Here is a 17,722-nt window from a genome sequence, read left to right as displayed (position 1 = left end):
CGACGTCCGCGCGGTGCGGTTCGAGCCTCCGGCCCCGCCCCGGTTCGAACCTGCCATGGGACGACTGCTGCTCTGTCCCAATATCCAGCATCGGAAAATGTGACGTCTCACAGGTTCTGCGTGCGCGTGGCGGACATCATGGGCATAATATTCCGGGTGGTCGGAAATGAGTTCGAATCCTTGAGCAACCAACCCAGCAACCAACCCGGCGAACTTAGTGGCACGCTGTCTCAACTGCGGCTTCGCGAGCTCCTAGGTGAAGTTCAAGAGCGCCTCGGCAAGATCGTCGACGCCCGCGAGCAACTCGATGCTCTGCTGCATTCGATGCTCGTCATTTCCAAGGGCTTGGACTTGGAGGCCACGCTACGGTCGATCGTCGAATCTGCGGTTCAACTCGTCGATGCACGTTACGGCGCGCTCGGAGTCCGTGGGCACAATCATGAACTCAGCGCGTTCATCTATCACGGAATCGACGAGGAGACCGCAGCGCGAATCGGGCCGCTGCCAACGGGTGGCGGTGTCCTTGGTTTGCTCATCGACGAGCCTCGTGCCATCAGGCTCACGTGTTTGTCGGATCACCCGTCGTCGATCGGTTTTCCTGCAGGCCACCCTCCCATGAACTCGTTTCTGGGTGTGCCGATCCGCGTACGCAACGAGGTGTTCGGCAATCTCTATCTGACGGAAAAGAACGGCAACCGAACTTTCACCGAGGACGACGAAGCGGTCATTCGCGCGCTCGCTTCGGCGGCCGGCGTCGCTATCGAGAACGCGCGCCTGTACGACGCGGCTCGTACGAAGCAGTCGTGGATGGAAGCTACGCGCGATATCGCAACCGAACTTCTCAGTGGCACCGACACAGATCAGGTCCTGCACACGGTCGCTGCAAAAGCGCTCACTCTCACTGCCGCGGACCTCGCCTTCATCGCCACACCGATCGACCCGGACGCCCCAGCGGAGGACGTCACCGAGCTCGTGATCAACATCGTGGCCGGCGATCGGTCGACGGAGTCGGGCAGCGTCCTGGGAAATATCTTGCCCGTATACGGTTCGACCTCCGGTACCTCCTTCCGCGGAGGGACACCGATCCGCGCCGACCGTCTCGAATTCGACGCGACAGCTGGATCGAACACGGACTTCGGACCTGCTCTCATCTCGCCCCTTCGCGCTGCCGATCGCGTCACCGGTGTTCTCGTGGTGTTGCGCAAGGCATCGAGCGAGCCGTTCGACTGCGATCAGCTCGAATTGGTGTCCGCGTTCGCCGACCAGGCCGCGGTCACCGTGCAGATGGCGAACGCCGCGCGGAGACTCCGCGAACTCGACGTGCTGGGCGAGCGTGATCGCATCGCCCGAGACTTGCACGACCGGGTCATTCAGCGGATTTTCGCCGCTGGGCTGTCGCTGCAAAGCACGGCTCAGCGCGTGACAGCACCACAAATCCAGGCACGGCTTGCCACGACGATCGACGACCTGCAGGACACAGTCCAGGACATTCGGTCCGCCATCTTCGACTTGCAGTCCCCCGATGCAGCGACGGTCGGACTGCGGCAACAGGTCAACGCAGTTGTCTCGGAGATGACCGAGGACTCAGGACTGCGGACCACCCTGCGTGTGAGCGGCCCTCTCTCGGTCGTCGACGTTCCGCTTGCAGCTCATGCACTCGCGGTCCTTCGTGAGGGCATCAGCAACTGCGTTCGCCACGCCGATGCGAGCACCGTGACTATCGCGATCAGCGTCGACGACGACCTCACCATCGAAATCACCGACAACGGCGTGGGGATCCCCGAGGTCATAGCTGCCAGCGGGCTCAAGAATCTACGCTCACGCGCCAAGGAATGCGGAGGGCAGATGACTATCGCAGCAGCCGAGAAGACAGGCGGGACGATACTGACCTGGTCGGCACCTCTACCCTGACAAGAACTGATTCGCTAGCGCTGCCTCTGCGCGGACAGCTGCTTCGGCGGAGGTTTGGACTGATACATCTCGAGGTCGGCGTCGTTCAGGATGTCCTGCGCACTGCGGGTATCCCGAGGCGAGACGATGACTTGCCCGATGCTCGCAGCCACCCTCAGCGTCCGGTCGGACACCGTCATCGGCACGGACAATTCGATGCGTACTTCGTCCGCTTCGGTTCCGTTGCCGTTCGGGATGACGGCGACGAACTCGTCGCCGCCGATGCGACCGACGATCGACTCGGTAGTCAGCGCTTCGGTGAGACGGTCCGCGACCGACTCGAGCACGGCGTCTCCAACCGCGTGACCGTGGGAGTCGTTGATTGCCTTGAAGTTGTCCAGGTCGATGAAGAGGACGGTGACCGGTCCTGATCTCGGCCGGGCCAGCTCGTCGTCCAGGCGCTCGAGCACGCAGGTTCGGTTGGGCAGCCCGGTCAGATGATCGTGGGTGGCGGCGTGCACGAGCGCCTTTCCCTCGAGATGCTGGCTGGTTATGTCGCTGAATGCGGCGACGACGGAGGAGTTCTCATCATCCGGGTCGAGCAAGGTAGCGGTCAGCGACAGCCAGAATCGACGGTTGTCGCGACGACGTTCGATGCCGATCACGGCGGTCGACGGCAGGCCGGTGCGCCGGGTCGACACCACAGGATGATTGTCCGGATCCACCGGGTGTTCATCGGTGTCGAAGACACGGAACGGAAGCGTCCACGCTCTCCCTCCCGTAGAAAGCCCGGCGTGCACGTCCAGTATCGATTTCGCAGCTCGGTTCGCTGAGGTGATGTGACCGGTGTGGTCGAGAACCACGACACCCTCGTCCAGCGATTCGACCACCGCGGTGAAATGCTCCTCCGCCCGGCGGATAGCCGTCTGGTCGGCGCAGACCAGCACGAAGCCGTCGCCCATCTGAGCGGCGGAGACAGTGACGGCCAGCGGTGAGCCGTCAGTTTTCACGTGGGTATCACGTATACGTCCACCTGCGGCGATGATCGCGGCCGGATAGCAAGCAACGCCGAACGCGGCAGACAGATCGCGGCCGATGACTGCTGTGGAACTGTGTCCGTACACCTGCTCGGCAGCTGGGTTCCAGCTGGTGACAAGCCCGTCTCGACACACCGAGACAATGGCGTCGCTGACGTGATTGATCAGCGCTGCCTGCCCGAGCAGGGCTTCCTGCGCGGCCTTGTGCTCGGTCAGGTCCCGCAGGATCACCTGAAATGCCGACTCTCCGCTCCAGGTGGTTCGCACCGATACCGCCTCGGCGGGGATATGGGCGCCGGTCACGGTGATCACCGTGGCCTCGGAGGGTTCGCTGACTGCCCCCTGACAATCGAGATCGGCGATGCGCGAGAGCATCGGGGCGATCGAGTCGGCGTGGATGAACTCGGTGATGACGTGTCCGATCACCCGATTCGGATCGCCATCTGCCTCGAGGTATCGAAGGCCTGCAGGGTTCATGTAGACGATGCGACCGAACTGATGGACGCAGATTGCATCAGGAGTGTGCTCGATGAGCATGCGGTACCGGTCTGCGAGATCTGGCCAGGCGGCTGTTTCCTCGCCGAAAACCAGCGAACCGTCGGCACTCGACGCCTCCTGCTGCCGTGGATCATGCCCCTGGTGTCGATCGCGCGACGCTGGGTGCATTGTCCGATCCTCGTCTGTGGGCGGCTCGATTCCCACGATTAGATCACCTTTTCCGAGCACGCGTCGCTGCCATGTCCCGTTGGTGACGTATGAGAAGAACCGAATGGACTCTCTTCCGGTTTGCGGCGTTAATTCAAGATGCGGGACCACTTTCGGGACCCGTCACCTTCGAAGATAGGACACCGACGTGAATACACACGGCATGAACATCTCCGGCATCGGAGCCGTATCCGGCTACGGCTGGGGCGCAGAGGCACTGTGGGACGGACTGGCGTCCGGCAAGGCCGCCGCCACACTGCATCACAACCTAACGCAACCGGGCCAGAACCCCGTGTGGCTGGCCAAGGTGCCGGCCGGGGGTGACGATGCAGACGGCTCGAGTAGGTTCGGTCGAGCTCTGCGGGGCGCAGCCCGAGAAGCTATCGACAATGCACTCACTCGCGGTTGGAAGCCTGGTCGACGGGTGGGCCTGGTGCACGCTGTCGTACTGGGCGATGTCGACGAATGGCGCAGCTTCTACCTCGAAGATGGCGGGCAGCGCCGCGTGCGGGACTACCTGACGCTGATGCCGTCGACTCCGGTGTCATTGCTGATGCAGGAGTACGGCTTTCACGGCCCTGCAATGAACGTCTCAGCGATGTGCGCATCCGGCAACGCCGGCTTGATCACCGCCAAGATGTGGCTCGATACCGGATTCGTCGACGACGTGGTGTTCCTGGCCACCGATCTTTCGGCGACGCCGGAGAACATCGAGCACTTCATCAAACTCGGAGTTGCTGCCGTCGACGCGGAACCGCAGGACGTCTGCAGACCTTTTCAGAAGGGCAGCCGCGGGTTCGGGGCGGGTGAAGCTGCGACGGCGTTCGTGCTGACGGGGCGCAGCGAAGGTTCGTACGGGCGGATGCTGGGAGGGGCGATGTCGCACGACGGCTTCCACGCCACTTCCATCGACCCCGATCTGACACAGGTGCGGCGATGCTTCGAGGAGGCGCTTTCGCACGCGGGCGTCACTCCGTCGCAGGTGCGGTACCTCAACGCGCACGGACCCGGGACCGCCCAGTGCGACGCAGCCGAGACGGCGATCTTGGAGTCACTGCTGGAGTCGCGCTCTCAGGTGTATTCGATCAAGCCACTGACGGGGCATTGCCAGGGCGCGGCATCGGCAATCGAAACCGCCGCCGCGGTGCTCGGGTTCGAGCGCAATCTCGTCCCGGCTGCGCCTCGGGTCGCCGATGGTCATCCCCTGCTGCTCGACGGCTTCACCCCCGCCGAAGCAGGACTGACGGTCAAGTCCTCGCTGGGAATGGGAGGGCACAATTCCGTAGTCGTTCTGGCACCGGCCTGAGACGGTTCCGATGGGTGGCTGGACGCCTTGGCCACCCATCGGTGCGATTCGGACGCCTGGCACCCCCACGACTTCATGCTTCGGGGGTGAGTCGCTTCGGGACCGCGCGCGAGATGATGGCCTCTCCCCTTCTGTAGTCGATTTCGCTTGTAGTCGATGTCGCTGTCGCCCGAGCGAGAACCGGGAGCAAGCATGACCATGCCCTCTGATCCGCACCGTCCCCCGCCTGTCGACCTCGTCCATCACGCCCACCTGACCGGCGTCTACGCCCCGCAGCGGGAGGAAGTCGACGTCAGCGATCTTCGGGTGACGGGCAATATCCCCGACGACCTGCACGGCAGCTATCTCCGCAACGGACCCAACCCTCGTTTCGACCCGATCGGATCGTTCACCTATCCCTTGGACGGTGACGGAATGGTCCATCGCATCGTTCTCGCGGATGGTCGCGCTTCCTACACCAACAGATTCGTTCGAACGCCGATGGTCGAGTTGGAAGAGGCACGGGGAGAGACGATCTGGTCGGGCCTGATGGACGGCTACACGCCGCCGGCATCTGTGGTCGGGGATGCGCTGGCAGGCACCGTGCGCCAACTGCCCGACATCAACATCGTTCGGCACGGCGGTCGGCTGCTGGCGATGGCCGAATCCGACAAGCCCTACCGGCTCGATCCGCAATCCCTCGCGACTCTCGGCGCCGAGGACTGCGATGGCGCGATGTTGGTCGGCAGTACCGCCCATCCCAAGATCGACCCTCGCACCGGTGAAATGGTTCTCTTCAACTATGCCCTCGAGGCGCCGTACCTGACGTGGTCTGTCGTGGGCGCCGACGGCACCAGGCTCCGTGCGCCGACACCTGTGGACGGGCTCGATGCGCCGCTGATGATTCATGACATGGCAATGACCGAGAGATATCTTGTGCTCTTCGCCAATCCGCTGGTGTTCGATCTGGCTGCGGTGATGCGGGGCGGGGCTCTGCTGTCCTGGCAGCCGGAGCGAGGCACCCGCATCGCGTTCATTCCGCGGGACGGCGACGCGGTGCGGTGGGTCGATACCGATCCGTTCTGGGTGTGGCATTTCGCGAACGCTTTCGACAACCCCGACGGGACCGTCACCATCGACTACGTCGAACATGCCTACCCGGTCGGGTTCGCGACGGCACCGAACACACCGAACGCACCGACTCTGAAGCGCGCCAGCTGCGATCCCGCTACCGGCGTGATCAAGCGTGACCAGATCAGCGACAGAACCGGACTCGAGTTCCCGCGCATCGACGACCGAATGCTCACCCGGGAACACCGACACATCGCCACCGTCGGGAAGGCCGGCGCAGATCACGACGACCTCGAAAGTCTCTGGTTTCACGACAGCCGCACCGGCCGAGACAGTTGCTTCAACCCCGGGGTCGCGATCGGTGAACCGATCTACATCCCCAGCGATCGACACGACTACTGGGGCGCAATCGGCACCGACCCGAGCGACATGCGTTCACGGTTCTATCTGCTCGATGCCGACAACCCCGAGAACGGCCCACTGGCCACAATCGACCTGCCGATCCGGGTGCCAGCGGGACTGCACGGCGCGTGGTTGCCCGGTCTTGACTGATCCGAAGCTCGCGCCCCTCCGTGCACCGAGGCCATCAGTGCACGGATGGCCTCAGTGCACCACGAGGACGGGGCAATCGGCATGGTGGACGAGGTTCTGACTGACCGAACCCAGGACCGCCGCGGACAACCGACCGCGCCCGCGGCTTCCGACCACCACCACCTGGGCGGTTCCCGACAGCGCGCGCAGTTCACGTGCCACCGAAGCTCCGACCGACAGGGCTCGAACGGAAACAGTCGGATAGTCGTCGTGGTAAGCATCGACCATGGACTGCAACCACTTTCGCTCTGCTTCACGGAGGTGGCTCCAGTCCACGGACAGGCTGTAGTAAAGCCCATCAGTCTCGCTGGAAGCACCGACATGCACCACAAGTAGTTCGACGCCCAGGACGTGGGCGAGATCGAATGCGGCCGCCAACGCCCGTTTCGAGGGGTCCGAACCGTCCACTCCGACTACGACTGGGCCCTCCTGCGTCGCGACGTCGTCGCCACGCGCCCGCCACACCAGCGTCGGGCAGGACGCCGCGTTGATCACCGTGGTCGCGGAATGACCGAAGGCGATGTCGCGTAGCGGGCCCGATTTGTCGGCGGCGAGGATCAGCAGGGTTGCATCGGCCGAGATCGACTCCGCCATTTTCGCCGCCGACAACTCGACGATCTTACTGTCGACCTCGATGCCGGGATCGAGCTCGTGAGCAGATTGGACTGCCTCCTCCAGTCGCTGCTGTGCAGCGTTCCGAATCCTCGAGGGATAGTCGCTCGTCTCCAGCGATGCCGCCATCGCCGCGCTCCACTCGGTCACCGATGATGCGTGCACGATCTCGAGGTGCGCCTGAGCACGTTGCGCGAGTCCCACCGCCCACTTCACCTGGTCGGTATCGGTCGGCGATCCGTCGATGACGACTACGAAACGTCCATCCTCGGTGAGTGGCCCTTTGGTTTGCATCATGGAATTCCTTCGTCCGGCGAGTGGAACGAGACCCGCATTGCGGTATCGCTGCAACTATCGTGCTCGCAGGCGGCGGCCGTCGGAAGGGGCGAAGGCCACCTGCAGCGAGGACTTCTGTTGCACCAGCATCGACTGTAGGCCCCTGGTGTCGTCGCCGCATCAGTTACCCGAATGCGTCGCATGATTCGGACTTTTCAGCCACCGGAGACGTTACGCTGGCGAAACGCCGAGCACGAGGAGGTCCCATGGCGCACCTCGGCCCTGAGGAACAGACGGATCGTGGCTCCGAGAACAACGAATTCGACGAACTCGACCAGAGATCGGCCGGTGAGCGCGCCGACGAGGTGAAACCGGGGCGTCGGAGGCGTCAGTGGGTCGGGCTCGCCGCAGGCGTCTTGTTCGCGGCAGTGGTCTACGTTGCACTTCCGAACGAAGTCGAACACGCTGCTCGGTTGACCGCCGGAACGGCCGTCCTCATGGGCATCTGGTGGATGACCGAGGCAATCCCGATTCCCGCGACAGCATTGTTGCCGCTCATTATCTTTCCGATTTTCGATGCCGATGTCGCCGTCAACGACGTGGGCGCCTCCTACGGCAACAACATCATCTTCCTGTTCATGGGAGGCTTCCTGTTGGCGCTGGCGATGCAACGGTGGAATCTGCACCGTCGGATTGCGTTGTTGACGGTCAGCGCCATGGGCACCAAGCCGACGATGGTGATCGCCGGATTCATGATCGCGACAGGCTTCCTGTCGATGTGGGTGTCGAACACGGCGACCGCGGTGATGATGATCCCGATCGGTGTTTCGGTTCTGGTTCTGGTGCTCGACATCGGCAAGAAGGCTGGGGGTACCCCCGCTTCCGGGGACGACGCACCCGACGCCGCAACGATCACGGCGGCGGTGATCAAGAGCAACTTCGGCACTGCCCTGATGTTGGGTATCGCGTATGCGGCCTCGATCGGATCGTTGGGGACGATCATCGGCACCCCACCCAACACCCTGCTGGTGGGCTATCTGGAAGGCGAAGGAATCACCATCGGATTCCTCGAATGGATGATCGCGGGAGTGCCGCTCGCGGTGGTCTTGTTGCTTTTTGCCTGGTTTCTGCTCACCCACGTTCTGTTCAAGCCCGAGATCGATGACATCCCCGGCGGCAAGAACCTCATCAGGGGTGAGTTGGATGCGCTGGGAAAGATGGCGCAAGGCGAGATTCGAGTGGCGGCCATCTTCTGTCTGGCAGCAGCATCCTGGGTTGCTGTTCCACTCCTTTTCGACGACCCTCCGATCTCCGATACCGGGATCGCCATGACCGCAGCGATTCTGCTGTTCTTGCTTCCCAGCGGAAGCAAGGCCGGTGTGCGCCTGATGGACTGGGAGACAGCGGTCAAGCTGCCCTGGGGTGTGCTGCTGCTCTTCGGCGGCGGACTTGCCCTGTCGTCTCAGTTCCAGTCCAGCGGCCTCACCGACTGGATCGGCAGTGTGGCAGCAGGTCTCGATACGATCCCGGTGATCCTGCTGATCATCGTCATAACGACGGCAATCATCTTCCTCACCGAGATCACCAGCAACACAGCGACGGCAGCAACCTTCCTACCCATTGCCGGCGGTGTGGCGATGGGGATGAACATCGACCTGCTCACGCTGACCATCCCCGTCGCACTCGCGGCAACCTGTGCATTCATGCTGCCCGTGGCGACACCCCCGAACGCCGTCGCGTACGCGAGCGGTTACGTCACCATCGGGCAGATGATGCGCGGCGGCGTGTGGCTCAACCTCGTGTCCATTGCCTTGATCACGATCGCCGCTTATACCGTCTTCGCCTGGTCATTGGACGTGGCGTATTGACCGAACGATCAATACCGTCATCCCTGGGTGAATACTGACGGTTTCGCGTCCGGCGTGTTTGGACGCACCTCGGAATCCGTTGGCATGCTGGAAGGTTTGTCGACCAACGATTCGCCGTCGATGTCTATCCTCGGCAACACTGCGCGCAGAGCCCTCGGCATCCACCAAGCGCGTTCGCCGAGCAGCAGCATTGCTGCAGGGATGATTGTCATTCGCACCACGAAGGCGTCGAGGAACACCGCCGTCGCGAGGGCGAAGCCCATGGATTGAATGAACAGATCGTCCTGTGCAACGAATGCTGCGAACACCGACACCATGATCAGGGCCGCTGCCGTGACCACGCGCGCACTCTGTGTGAACCCCTCGACCACCGCAGTCGTGGCCTCGCCGCCACGCGAATACGATTCCTTCATCCGCGAAACCAAGAACACGTGGTAGTCCATCGCAAGTCCGAAGACGATGCCGATGAGGAAGATCGGCATCGACGAGGCCAGGGGCGCCGGTGAGAACAAGCCGAACAGGCCGTCCTGGAACAGCAGAACAGTCACACCGAACGTTGCTCCCACGGACAGCAGGAAGCCGGCCGCGGCGGTGAGCGGAACCACGATCGAACCGAACACCACCGTCAACAACAAGAACGCCAATCCGACGACGATGAGCAGGTAGACCGGTAATGCGTTCGACAGACGGTCGGTCACGTCTGTCTGGACGGCAACGATGCCCGTCACGCCGATTTTCGTTCCGGTAGCGGCCTCCACGTCAGCCGTCCCACCTCGCAGATCGGACAACAATGTCTTGGTCGACTCGTCGTTGGGTCCGCCGGAGGGCGTGATGAGGACACGAGCTCCGTCACCGGCATCGTTCGTTCCGATCAACTGGGCGCCCACGACTCCTGGAACGTCCGAAGCCCACTCGATCACGCGCTCGAAGGCGTCCGGAGACTGGGCCTCCTCGGCATCGATCACCATCAGCAGTGGAGCATTTCGTCCGGCACCGAAGCCTCGTTCGATCAGATCCGAACCCTCTCGAGCAGGGGTTCCCACTGCCGCCGTTGCGTCGGAGGGCAGCGCCATGGCCAGATGGGTCACCGGTAGTGCAAGCAAAACGAGAGCTACGACGCCTGCGACGAGCGCACGGATCGGTGCGGCCCGCACGACACCGATCCATCTGCGGCCGAGACTATTTCGTTCGACGGTAGGTTCGCTCGCCGCGCCGACGCCCGGGATGCGCCCGGCGAATGCTCTTCTTCCGAACACACCGATGAGGGCGGGAAGCAACGTCAGTGCAATCAATACGGCGACTGCGACGGTGGCTGCGGCTGCGATGCCCATCGACGTCAGGAACGGTATCCCCACGACGGCCAACGCCGCGAGGGCGATCACCACCGTTGCTCCTGCGAAGACGATCGACGATCCGGCTGTTCCTACGGCCCGTCCGACTGCTTCTCTGCGGTCGCTCACCTCACCGAGCTCGTGTCGGTATCGGGACAGCACGAAGAGTGCATAGTCGATGCCCACCGCGAGTCCGAGCATCGTTGCCAGCAACGGTGTGGTCGATCCGAGATCGGTGAAGGCGGTCGCAGCAACGACGCCGAGCACGCCGATGGCCACCCCGACCACGGCGGTGATCAGCGGCAGCCCCGCAGCGACGAGAGATCCGAACGTGAAGATGAGAACAACGGCAGCTACCAAGAGGCCGATCAGCTCACTCGTCGGGTCGATGACGCTCGAACTTTCCATGCCGGGACCGAAATACCCGATGTCGAGTCCTGAGCTGCGAGCGGTTTCTGCGATCGTCTCCACCCGCGCCTTCGTGTCCTCGCTCACGTCCGCAGCGTCCGTCACGTCGAACGACCATTCCACCGTCCCGACGGTGCCATCGGCACTGAGCGGACTGACGGCGGCTGCGTCGGACCGTGCGCGATCCTCGGAGACTCCATTTTCGAGCGCGTTTGCCACCAGGAGTTCGGTCTGAACCTCCGCCGCCTGGACGGGATCAGCGATTGTCGAGGTCGTCGACAGCTGCGGCAGACCCTGCAGATCGTCGACGAGACGCTGCACCGCGGTTGCTGCCGGGCCGTCGTTCAGAGTCGATCCGTCGGGCGCACCGATGACCATGGTGACGTCCGCGACAGCATCGGCCGGCTCGCCCGCGAAGAGCTCGGCCGCCATCGCCCGAGCTTGCTCGGCCGGCGTGTTGGGAATGGTCAGCGAGTCCTGCATGGGTTTCGACATCGTGACCGCCATGAAGCCGGTGACCACGAGGACTGCAAGCCAGGCCGCCACGACCGACCATTTGTGGTCGAACGCGAAACGTCCGAGTCGGTAGAGCCTGTGCGCCATCAGTTCTCCTCGGACATGCTCGTGACCGACGTCGAACGCAGCTGCACCTCGTTGGCCAGCGCGTCGTTCATGGCGCGGAACTGGGTCAAGGTGTCGTTGCGGAGCATGCCGCGGAGGGGCGGAACCACCAACCCGCGGAAGTGCTCCTCCTGCACGAAGCGGACGCGCCCCGGGGCGATCTCGTCGATGGTGAAGAAGTGCTCGCCGTCGAACAATCCCGGCAACCAGAACTTCCCCTTCCACCGGAATTCTCGGTTCACCGACAACGTCAGCACGGTCGGAGTGAACGTCGAGGTCCCGCCCTTGGTGTCCGCCAGGACGTTGGTGATGGTGGCGCCTTCAGCCAGCGGGCCCGTGGACGAGAGGACGAACGGGTTCCAACGCGGGTAGGACTCCCGGTCCACGAGGACGCTCCAGACCTCGTCCGGCGATGCGTCGATTTCGCGCTCGGCGCGGATGACGAACGATTTGCGAGTGGACCACACTGCGTATGCGACCGCCGCCCCGATTACTACGACCATGACAATAGTTCCCATCCTGGGCATCTCTCTCGACCATTGACCGGTGTTCGCTTGCAACACCTTCGAATTGAGCGGCACTTCGACCGACCGGCCGAATTGCGTTTGCGCACAGAAGGTAACAGTTCCCGGACTCGAGGCCAAGGGACCCGAAGCCGCTCGAAGGCAAGAACGGCGACTCCACAAGAGTTCCTTAAGCGACGCCGAAGTCCCACCCAAGGCCCACCGGCTACGTTTGGTTTCCGTCCGAAACTTTTGTGTGCCCACAGACGATCAGGGAGCCGCGTTCGATGCAGAACTCCGAAGGCGCAGTATATTTCGACGATTTCGTGTCCCACTTCCGCGGAATCGTCGCCGAGAACTCCGACCGCCTGGCGATCTCGTTCCTGTCCGACCGCGGAGAACCTGCCGCGGAACGCACACTGACGTTCGGCGAACTCGACGCCCAGTCCGCTGCGGTCGCCGGGTACCTGCGCGAAGCGCACGGCGTCGGTGAACGCGCCTTGCTGTTGTTCGCGCCCGGTCACGAGTTCCTCTACTCGTTCATCGGCTGTCTGTTCGCCCAGGTCATCGCGGTACCGGCACCGGTTCCGACCGACGCGAAGGGAATGGAGCGTCTCGGCAAGATCGTGCGTGATTCCGACATCGGCGTCTTGTTGACAACGGAAGCACTGCGACCCGCGATCACGACGTGGTTGACCGAGAGCGGGCTGGACGAGGTTCGCAGCGTGGTCGCTGTCGACTCGATCGATGTCTCGACCGCCCCTAGCTCCCCATTCGAAGCCCCCACACCGGACACGGTGGCGTTCCTTCAGTACACCTCGGGATCGACCACCGACCCCAAGGGTGTCGTCATCACGCACCGAAACTTGATGGCGAACCAGCGCGAGATTCACCTGGTCACCGAGGCCACGCAGAACGACGTCGCCGCTGGATGGCTGCCTCACTTCCATGACATGGGCTTGATCGGTCAGCTCCTGCACCCGCTCTACGTCGGCTTCCCCGGGCACTACCTCTCCCCCGTGGCATTTCTGAAGCGGCCGATGCTGTGGCTGGAAACACTGTCCAGATTCGGCGGAACCATGACCGTCGCACCGAACTTCGCGTTCGAAATGTGCACCAGGCGCGCGACCGAAGACAACACGGCCGGTTTGGATCTCGCCCATGTTCGGATCATTCTGAACGGTTCCGAACCGGTGCATCCGCAGACGCTGGTCGATTTCTGCGAACGGTTCGCCCCGTCCGGACTCGACGCGAAGGCGGTGTACCCGTGCTACGGCCTGGCAGAAGCAACACTGCTGGTGTCCGGTGTACGCGGGACCGGTTTCACGGTATTCGACGCCGATGCCGATGCCCTCGAGGACAACCGAGTATCTGCGGCAACGGAGAACGGCCCGGTGCGTCCGCTGGTCGGCAGTGGTGTCGTCGGCGTATCGGAGGTTGCCATCGTCGACCCCGCGAGCTTGGAGCGACTGCAGAACGGCCGTATCGGCGAGATCTGGGTCCGAGGCGAGACAGTCGCGCAGGGTTATTGGAGGAACGAGGCGGCCACGGCGGAAACGTTCGACCTGGGATTGTCCGGTGACAAGGGGTACATGCGGACAGGGGACCTCGGTTGCTTCGTCGGGGACGAGTTGTTCGTCACCGGGCGCCTCAAGGACGTCATCATCGTCAACGGTAAGAACCACTACCCGCACGACCTCGAGCAGACCGCCAAATCGGCGCATCCAGCCGTCGAGCTCGGCTTGACGGCCGCCTTCGGGATGGGCGAGTTCCCCGAGCGAGTGATTCTCGTGCAGGAGTTCAGCGCGGATGCTCTCGGCGAACTGGACGCCGCCGATCTGAAACCTCTTTTGCACGAGGCGATTCGACGGTCCCACGGCCTCGCGGTAAGCGAGATCGTACTCGTCGACCGCAAGGTTGTCTCCCGCACGACAAGCGGAAAGATACGTCGGGCCGAGATGCGCGATCATTTCCGCGACGGCCGGCTCGAGGATCGCGGAGCTGCACTGACCGGCGCATCGGCCTCACAATGACCGCCGACCTCGACCTCGATCACGCAGTGTCCGTCGATGAGCTCGAGCGCCGCCTCGCGGCTCTACTCGCGTCGGTCGACGAAGCGGACGTCGAAGACCTGGACGACGCGGACGAGTTTCCCACCGAGTTGACCGAAGCCTTGAACCGGCTGGGAGTGCAGCGTTGCTACGTCCCCACCCAGTTCGGAGGGCTTCTCGACGACTACCCGGATGCGGGCCGAATCGTCCGCAGCCTGGCGAGGACGGATGTCACTCTCGCTGTTGCACACGGGAAGACATTTCTCGGGGCCGTATCGGCCTGGGTTGCCGGGAACGACGAGCAACGCCAGCAACTCGCGGACCTCGTCTGCGAGGGGAAGCAGGTGTCATGGGGGTTGACCGAGCGATCACGCGGAAGCGATCTGCTCTCCGGTGACGTCCACGCGGACGCCATCGATGTGCACGGTCACGCCACGGACGCGAGAGTGGGCTTCGGACAGGACGCCGACGGGTTTCTGCTGCACGGCGAAAAGTGGTTGATCAACAACGCGACCCGCGGACATGCAGTCTGCGTACTGGCACGCACCCGCGACGGCGGCACCGCGCGGGGCTACAGCTTGTTCCTCGTCGAGAAGTCCGAACTCGGTGCCGCGACATTCGGCACACTGCCGAAAGAGCTGACCCACGGCATTCGGGGCGCCGACATCAGCGGCATCACTTTCGATCGTGCATACGTGCCGGCGTCAGCTCTTGTCGGACGCGAGGGTCACGGCCTCGAGATCGTACTCAAGGCACTGCAACTGACTCGCACGATGTGTTGCTACCTCTCGCTCGGCGCCAGTGACCACGCCTTGGCGATCACGGGCCGGTTCGTCCGCGATCGTGTGCTGTACGGTCGCACGCTCGGCGATCTGCCTGCCGCGCGAACCGTGCTCGTCGAATCGTTCGGCGCCCACTTGCTGGCGGAGGCATTGACCACTGTCGCAGCACGGTCGATGCACGTTCTGCCTGGCGAACAGTCCTGCCTCGCGGCCGCGAGCAAGTACCTCGTCCCGTCGACGATCGAGTCGACGATGATCGACCTCCGCAGACTGATGGGTGCCCGATCGCTCCTCTCGGGGATCGGTACCGAAGGAACCCTGTACAAGGTCGAGCGAGACCACAGAATCGTCTCCCTGTTCGACGGAAACACCGTGGTCAATCTGAACACTCTGATCAGCCAGTTCTCGGTACTGTTGTGGAAGAAGAACGCACGGACCGCCGAGGACCATCACAACCTCCGAGTGTCCGCCTCCATCGGTGCGCCGCTCCCGGCTCTCGATCTCGACCGACTGTCCTTGATTCCCCGCCGCGGGCTCGGGCTACTGTCTGTTCTCGCCGAATCGGTCCGCGAACTCGACAAAACCCTCGACAGCCGGGACTCAGGGCACGCATTCGTGCTCGACTGCGCGCAGGAGTTGGTTCATACCGTCGAGACACTGTCCGAGGAAACCCGCCTGCTGGGCCGTGACCCAGTCGAAGTTCCGACTGCGGCTTTCGTTGCAGCGGAACAACTCGCAGCATGTATCGCCGGATCAGCGGCAATACAGATATACCTGAACAACAGAGCAGATATGCCTTCAGACGCACTGTGGTCCGATGCACTCTGGCTACAGCTCGCGCTGCACACCGCACTCGCCAGAATCGGGATACGACGCCCCCTGCCCCTCGACAGCGTCGACGCAGGCTATCGCGTGCTGCTCGATCAGCTCGGCCGTCATTCGCACCCGACGCTGTTCGACGTGCCGGTCTCAGGCAACGTCGACGACGGGCGGGTGATCGCATGACCAGCCTCGACACAATGCTCGGCGATCCGTACGATCCCGACAACGCCTACGGGGTCACCGGTGTTCTCGAAGCCGACGAACGCCGCGAGATCATGGCCGGAACACGATCGGTCCTCGACAGCTACGGGTTCGGCGCGGAGTTCGTGCCGACTGCACTCGGTGGCCGATTCACCTCGACCGAGCGGCTGATTCAGTTGCTACGACCAGTTTTCGGACGCGACGCCTCACTCGGCCTCGGGTACGGCCTCACCTCGTTCATGGCCGCGGTCAATGTCTACGCAGCAGGTCGGGACGACCAGAAGGCTGCGGTTGCTGCAACGCTGATGTCGGGCACTCCGATCTCCGTTGCCTACCACGAGCTCGATCATGGGAACGACTTCGGCGCGAATGCACTGCAGGCCACGGAGGACGCCGACATCTACCGGCTGAACGGCACGAAATCGGTGATCAACAACGCCGACCGGTCAGCGTCGGCCGTCGTGTTCGCTCGCACCGGAGCATCCGGATCCGGTGGCCGGGAGCACTCGCTGTTCTTGGTCGATCTCGACGGTCCCGACTCGCCCACAGCGACTCCCCGGCATCGGAGCTTGGCTCTGCGCGGTTGTCGACTCAGTGGACTCGACTTTCGGAACACGCCGGTGGCGTCCTCGAACATGCTGGGTGCACCCGGCACCGCAGTCGAAACCGCCCTCAAGTCTTTCCAGGTGTCGAGATGTGTGGCCGCGGGCGCAGGTCTGGGGCCAGTCGACGAGAGCCTCTTCGCGGTCGCCGGTTTCACTTCGCGAAGGCGCCTGTACGGCCGCGACCTTTCGGATCTACCGCACGTTCAGCACACTCTCGCATCGGCTTTCGCTGATCTCATGGCTGCAGAATGCATGATCGCCGACGCGGCCGAGACACTGCATACCCGGCCGGAGTTCGGCAGTGCGCACTCCGCTGCAGCGAAATACATCGTTCCGAGGGTCTTGGAATCTGTGATGTCCGACCTGTCCGTCGTTCTCGGTGCGCGTTTCTACCTGCGAACGGGACCGTACGCACTGTTCGGCAAGCACTATCGTGATTTTGCCGCACTCGCGATCGGACATGCGGGTGGAGCTGCCTGCCAGTTGGCGATCCTGCCCCAGCTCAAGCGCCTGACCACCCGAGGTGACGCGGCCGCAGCCAGCGCCCGTGAATCCGAACCAGTGCCGTTGAATTTCGCGTCCCTGCGGATGCTCAGCCCTGGACCGGACCCTGTCCTGAACCGTCTTCGAGTCGGCATCGAGTCGGCGCCGAAACATCCAGCGCTGGCCGAGGTGTGGCCAGTTCTCGCGGGTGCTGTCACCGAGCTGCGGTCAGCGGCCGCAACCCTGACTCCGCAGGACCTCGGTGTGACCGCGTCTGCCGCGGCGATGCGCCTCACCGAGCAGTATTCGCTGCTCCTCATGGCGGCTGCCGTCGTCGACAGGCTCGATGGGGACGCCCCGCCGTGGGCAGTGCTTGCCCTGCACCGCATCGCGGAACGGGTGGCAGGCCTGCGGCTGGCGGCACCTACCCATGTCGTACTCGAGACCTTCACCGAAGTACTCCGACGAACCCACGAGGGGCGCGCATTCGATCTTCGTGAGCGCGCAGTCCCCCGCACGATGCCCTGACGCCCGGGCCCGAGCGATCGGGCCGCAGCAACCTTCATCCACTACAGATCAA

At 63.4% G+C, this 17,722-nt stretch carries 11 protein-coding genes; 7 read left to right on the top strand and 4 right to left on the bottom strand.

From position 1 onward, the window contains the following. The first annotated feature begins 180 nt into the window (after positions 1-180). Entirely contained in the window at positions 181-1,911 is a 1,731-nt protein-coding gene (locus tag J1M86_RS25280; RefSeq protein ID WP_241260655.1) for a GAF domain-containing protein, read from the top strand. Positions 1,912-1,925: 14 nt separating this feature from the next. Here J1M86_RS25280 and J1M86_RS25275 read toward each other — a convergent pair whose 3' ends face one another. After that, positions 1,926-3,593 carry a bifunctional diguanylate cyclase/phosphodiesterase gene (locus J1M86_RS25275; RefSeq protein ID WP_206511831.1) on the bottom strand — a complete coding sequence of 556 codons (1,668 nt, stop codon included), beginning with the start codon at positions 3,591-3,593 and terminating at the stop codon, positions 1,926-1,928. Between the two features lie 202 nt (positions 3,594-3,795). Between J1M86_RS25275 and J1M86_RS25270 the strand changes: the two genes are divergently transcribed. Then, entirely contained in the window at positions 3,796-4,938 is a 1,143-nt protein-coding gene (locus J1M86_RS25270) for a beta-ketoacyl synthase N-terminal-like domain-containing protein (RefSeq protein WP_075837585.1), read from the top strand. 192 nt (positions 4,939-5,130) lie between these two features. Further along, entirely contained in the window at positions 5,131-6,540 is a 1,410-nt protein-coding gene (locus tag J1M86_RS25265) for a carotenoid oxygenase family protein (protein ID WP_206511830.1), read from the top strand. 51 nt (positions 6,541-6,591) lie between these two features. On the opposite strand, the gene J1M86_RS25260 is transcribed toward J1M86_RS25265, so the two are convergent. Further along, positions 6,592-7,488, bottom strand: a complete 897-nt coding sequence (locus J1M86_RS25260) for a universal stress protein (RefSeq protein WP_206511829.1) — start codon at positions 7,486-7,488, stop codon at positions 6,592-6,594. Between the two features lie 245 nt (positions 7,489-7,733). Between J1M86_RS25260 and J1M86_RS25255 the strand changes: the two genes are divergently transcribed. Then, positions 7,734-9,335 carry a DASS family sodium-coupled anion symporter gene (locus J1M86_RS25255; RefSeq protein WP_206511828.1) on the top strand — a complete coding sequence of 534 codons (1,602 nt, stop codon included), beginning with the start codon at positions 7,734-7,736 and terminating at the stop codon, positions 9,333-9,335. Positions 9,336-9,352: 17 nt separating this feature from the next. On the opposite strand, the gene J1M86_RS25250 is transcribed toward J1M86_RS25255, so the two are convergent. Both J1M86_RS25250 and J1M86_RS25245 read right to left on the bottom strand, forming a co-directional pair. Continuing rightward, a complete protein-coding gene (locus tag J1M86_RS25250; RefSeq protein ID WP_206511827.1) occupies positions 9,353-11,677 on the bottom strand; it encodes an MMPL family transporter in 2,325 nt (774 codons plus the stop codon). Beyond that, positions 11,677-12,213, bottom strand: coding sequence for an SRPBCC domain-containing protein (locus J1M86_RS25245; RefSeq protein WP_206511826.1), 537 nt, complete (start codon positions 12,211-12,213; stop codon positions 11,677-11,679). The genes J1M86_RS25250 and J1M86_RS25245 overlap by 1 nt, the downstream gene beginning before the upstream one ends. 272 nt (positions 12,214-12,485) lie before the next feature. Between J1M86_RS25245 and J1M86_RS25240 the strand changes: the two genes are divergently transcribed. Genes J1M86_RS25240 through J1M86_RS25230 form a run of 3 tightly spaced genes read left to right on the top strand, consistent with a single transcriptional unit; the run spans position 12,486 to position 17,670 of the window. Then, positions 12,486-14,231, top strand: coding sequence for a fatty acyl-AMP ligase (locus J1M86_RS25240; RefSeq protein WP_206511825.1), 1,746 nt, complete (start codon positions 12,486-12,488; stop codon positions 14,229-14,231). Next, the gene (locus J1M86_RS25235) at positions 14,228-16,036 is read left to right on the top strand and encodes an acyl-CoA dehydrogenase family protein (RefSeq protein ID WP_206511824.1); all 1,809 of its coding nucleotides are present in this window, start codon (positions 14,228-14,230) and stop codon (positions 16,034-16,036) included. The genes J1M86_RS25240 and J1M86_RS25235 overlap by 4 nt, the downstream gene beginning before the upstream one ends. Beyond that, a complete protein-coding gene (locus J1M86_RS25230) occupies positions 16,033-17,670 on the top strand; it encodes an acyl-CoA dehydrogenase family protein (protein WP_206511823.1) in 1,638 nt (545 codons plus the stop codon). Before J1M86_RS25235 ends, J1M86_RS25230 begins: the two co-directional genes overlap by 4 nt. The last annotated feature ends 52 nt before the right edge of the window (positions 17,671-17,722 follow it).

Origin of the sequence: Rhodococcus sp. KRD197, assembly GCF_017168235.1 — a bacterium.
Taxonomy (GTDB): Bacteria; Actinomycetota; Actinomycetes; order Mycobacteriales; family Mycobacteriaceae; genus Rhodococcoides.
This window is presented reverse-complemented; position numbering and strand designations above follow the sequence as displayed.

What these genes read in the sequence shown, in the direction of transcription:
- J1M86_RS25275 (WP_206511831.1), bottom strand. Translation starts at nt 3,593, where the DNA reads ATGCACCCAGCGTCGCGCGATCGACACCAGGGGCATGATCCACGGCAG.
- J1M86_RS25270 (WP_075837585.1), top strand. Translation starts at nt 3,796, where the DNA reads ATGAACATCTCCGGCATCGGAGCCGTATCCGGCTACGGCTGGGGCGCA.
- J1M86_RS25265 (WP_206511830.1), top strand. Translation starts at nt 5,131, where the DNA reads ATGACCATGCCCTCTGATCCGCACCGTCCCCCGCCTGTCGACCTCGTC.
- J1M86_RS25260 (WP_206511829.1), bottom strand. Translation starts at nt 7,488, where the DNA reads ATGATGCAAACCAAAGGGCCACTCACCGAGGATGGACGTTTCGTAGTC.
- J1M86_RS25255 (WP_206511828.1), top strand. Translation starts at nt 7,734, where the DNA reads ATGGCGCACCTCGGCCCTGAGGAACAGACGGATCGTGGCTCCGAGAAC.
- J1M86_RS25250 (WP_206511827.1), bottom strand. Translation starts at nt 11,677, where the DNA reads ATGGCGCACAGGCTCTACCGACTCGGACGTTTCGCGTTCGACCACAAA.
- J1M86_RS25245 (WP_206511826.1), bottom strand. Translation starts at nt 12,213, where the DNA reads ATGGGAACTATTGTCATGGTCGTAGTAATCGGGGCGGCGGTCGCATAC.
- J1M86_RS25240 (WP_206511825.1), top strand. Translation starts at nt 12,486, where the DNA reads ATGCAGAACTCCGAAGGCGCAGTATATTTCGACGATTTCGTGTCCCAC.
- J1M86_RS25235 (WP_206511824.1), top strand. Translation starts at nt 14,228, where the DNA reads ATGACCGCCGACCTCGACCTCGATCACGCAGTGTCCGTCGATGAGCTC.
- J1M86_RS25230 (WP_206511823.1), top strand. Translation starts at nt 16,033, where the DNA reads ATGACCAGCCTCGACACAATGCTCGGCGATCCGTACGATCCCGACAAC.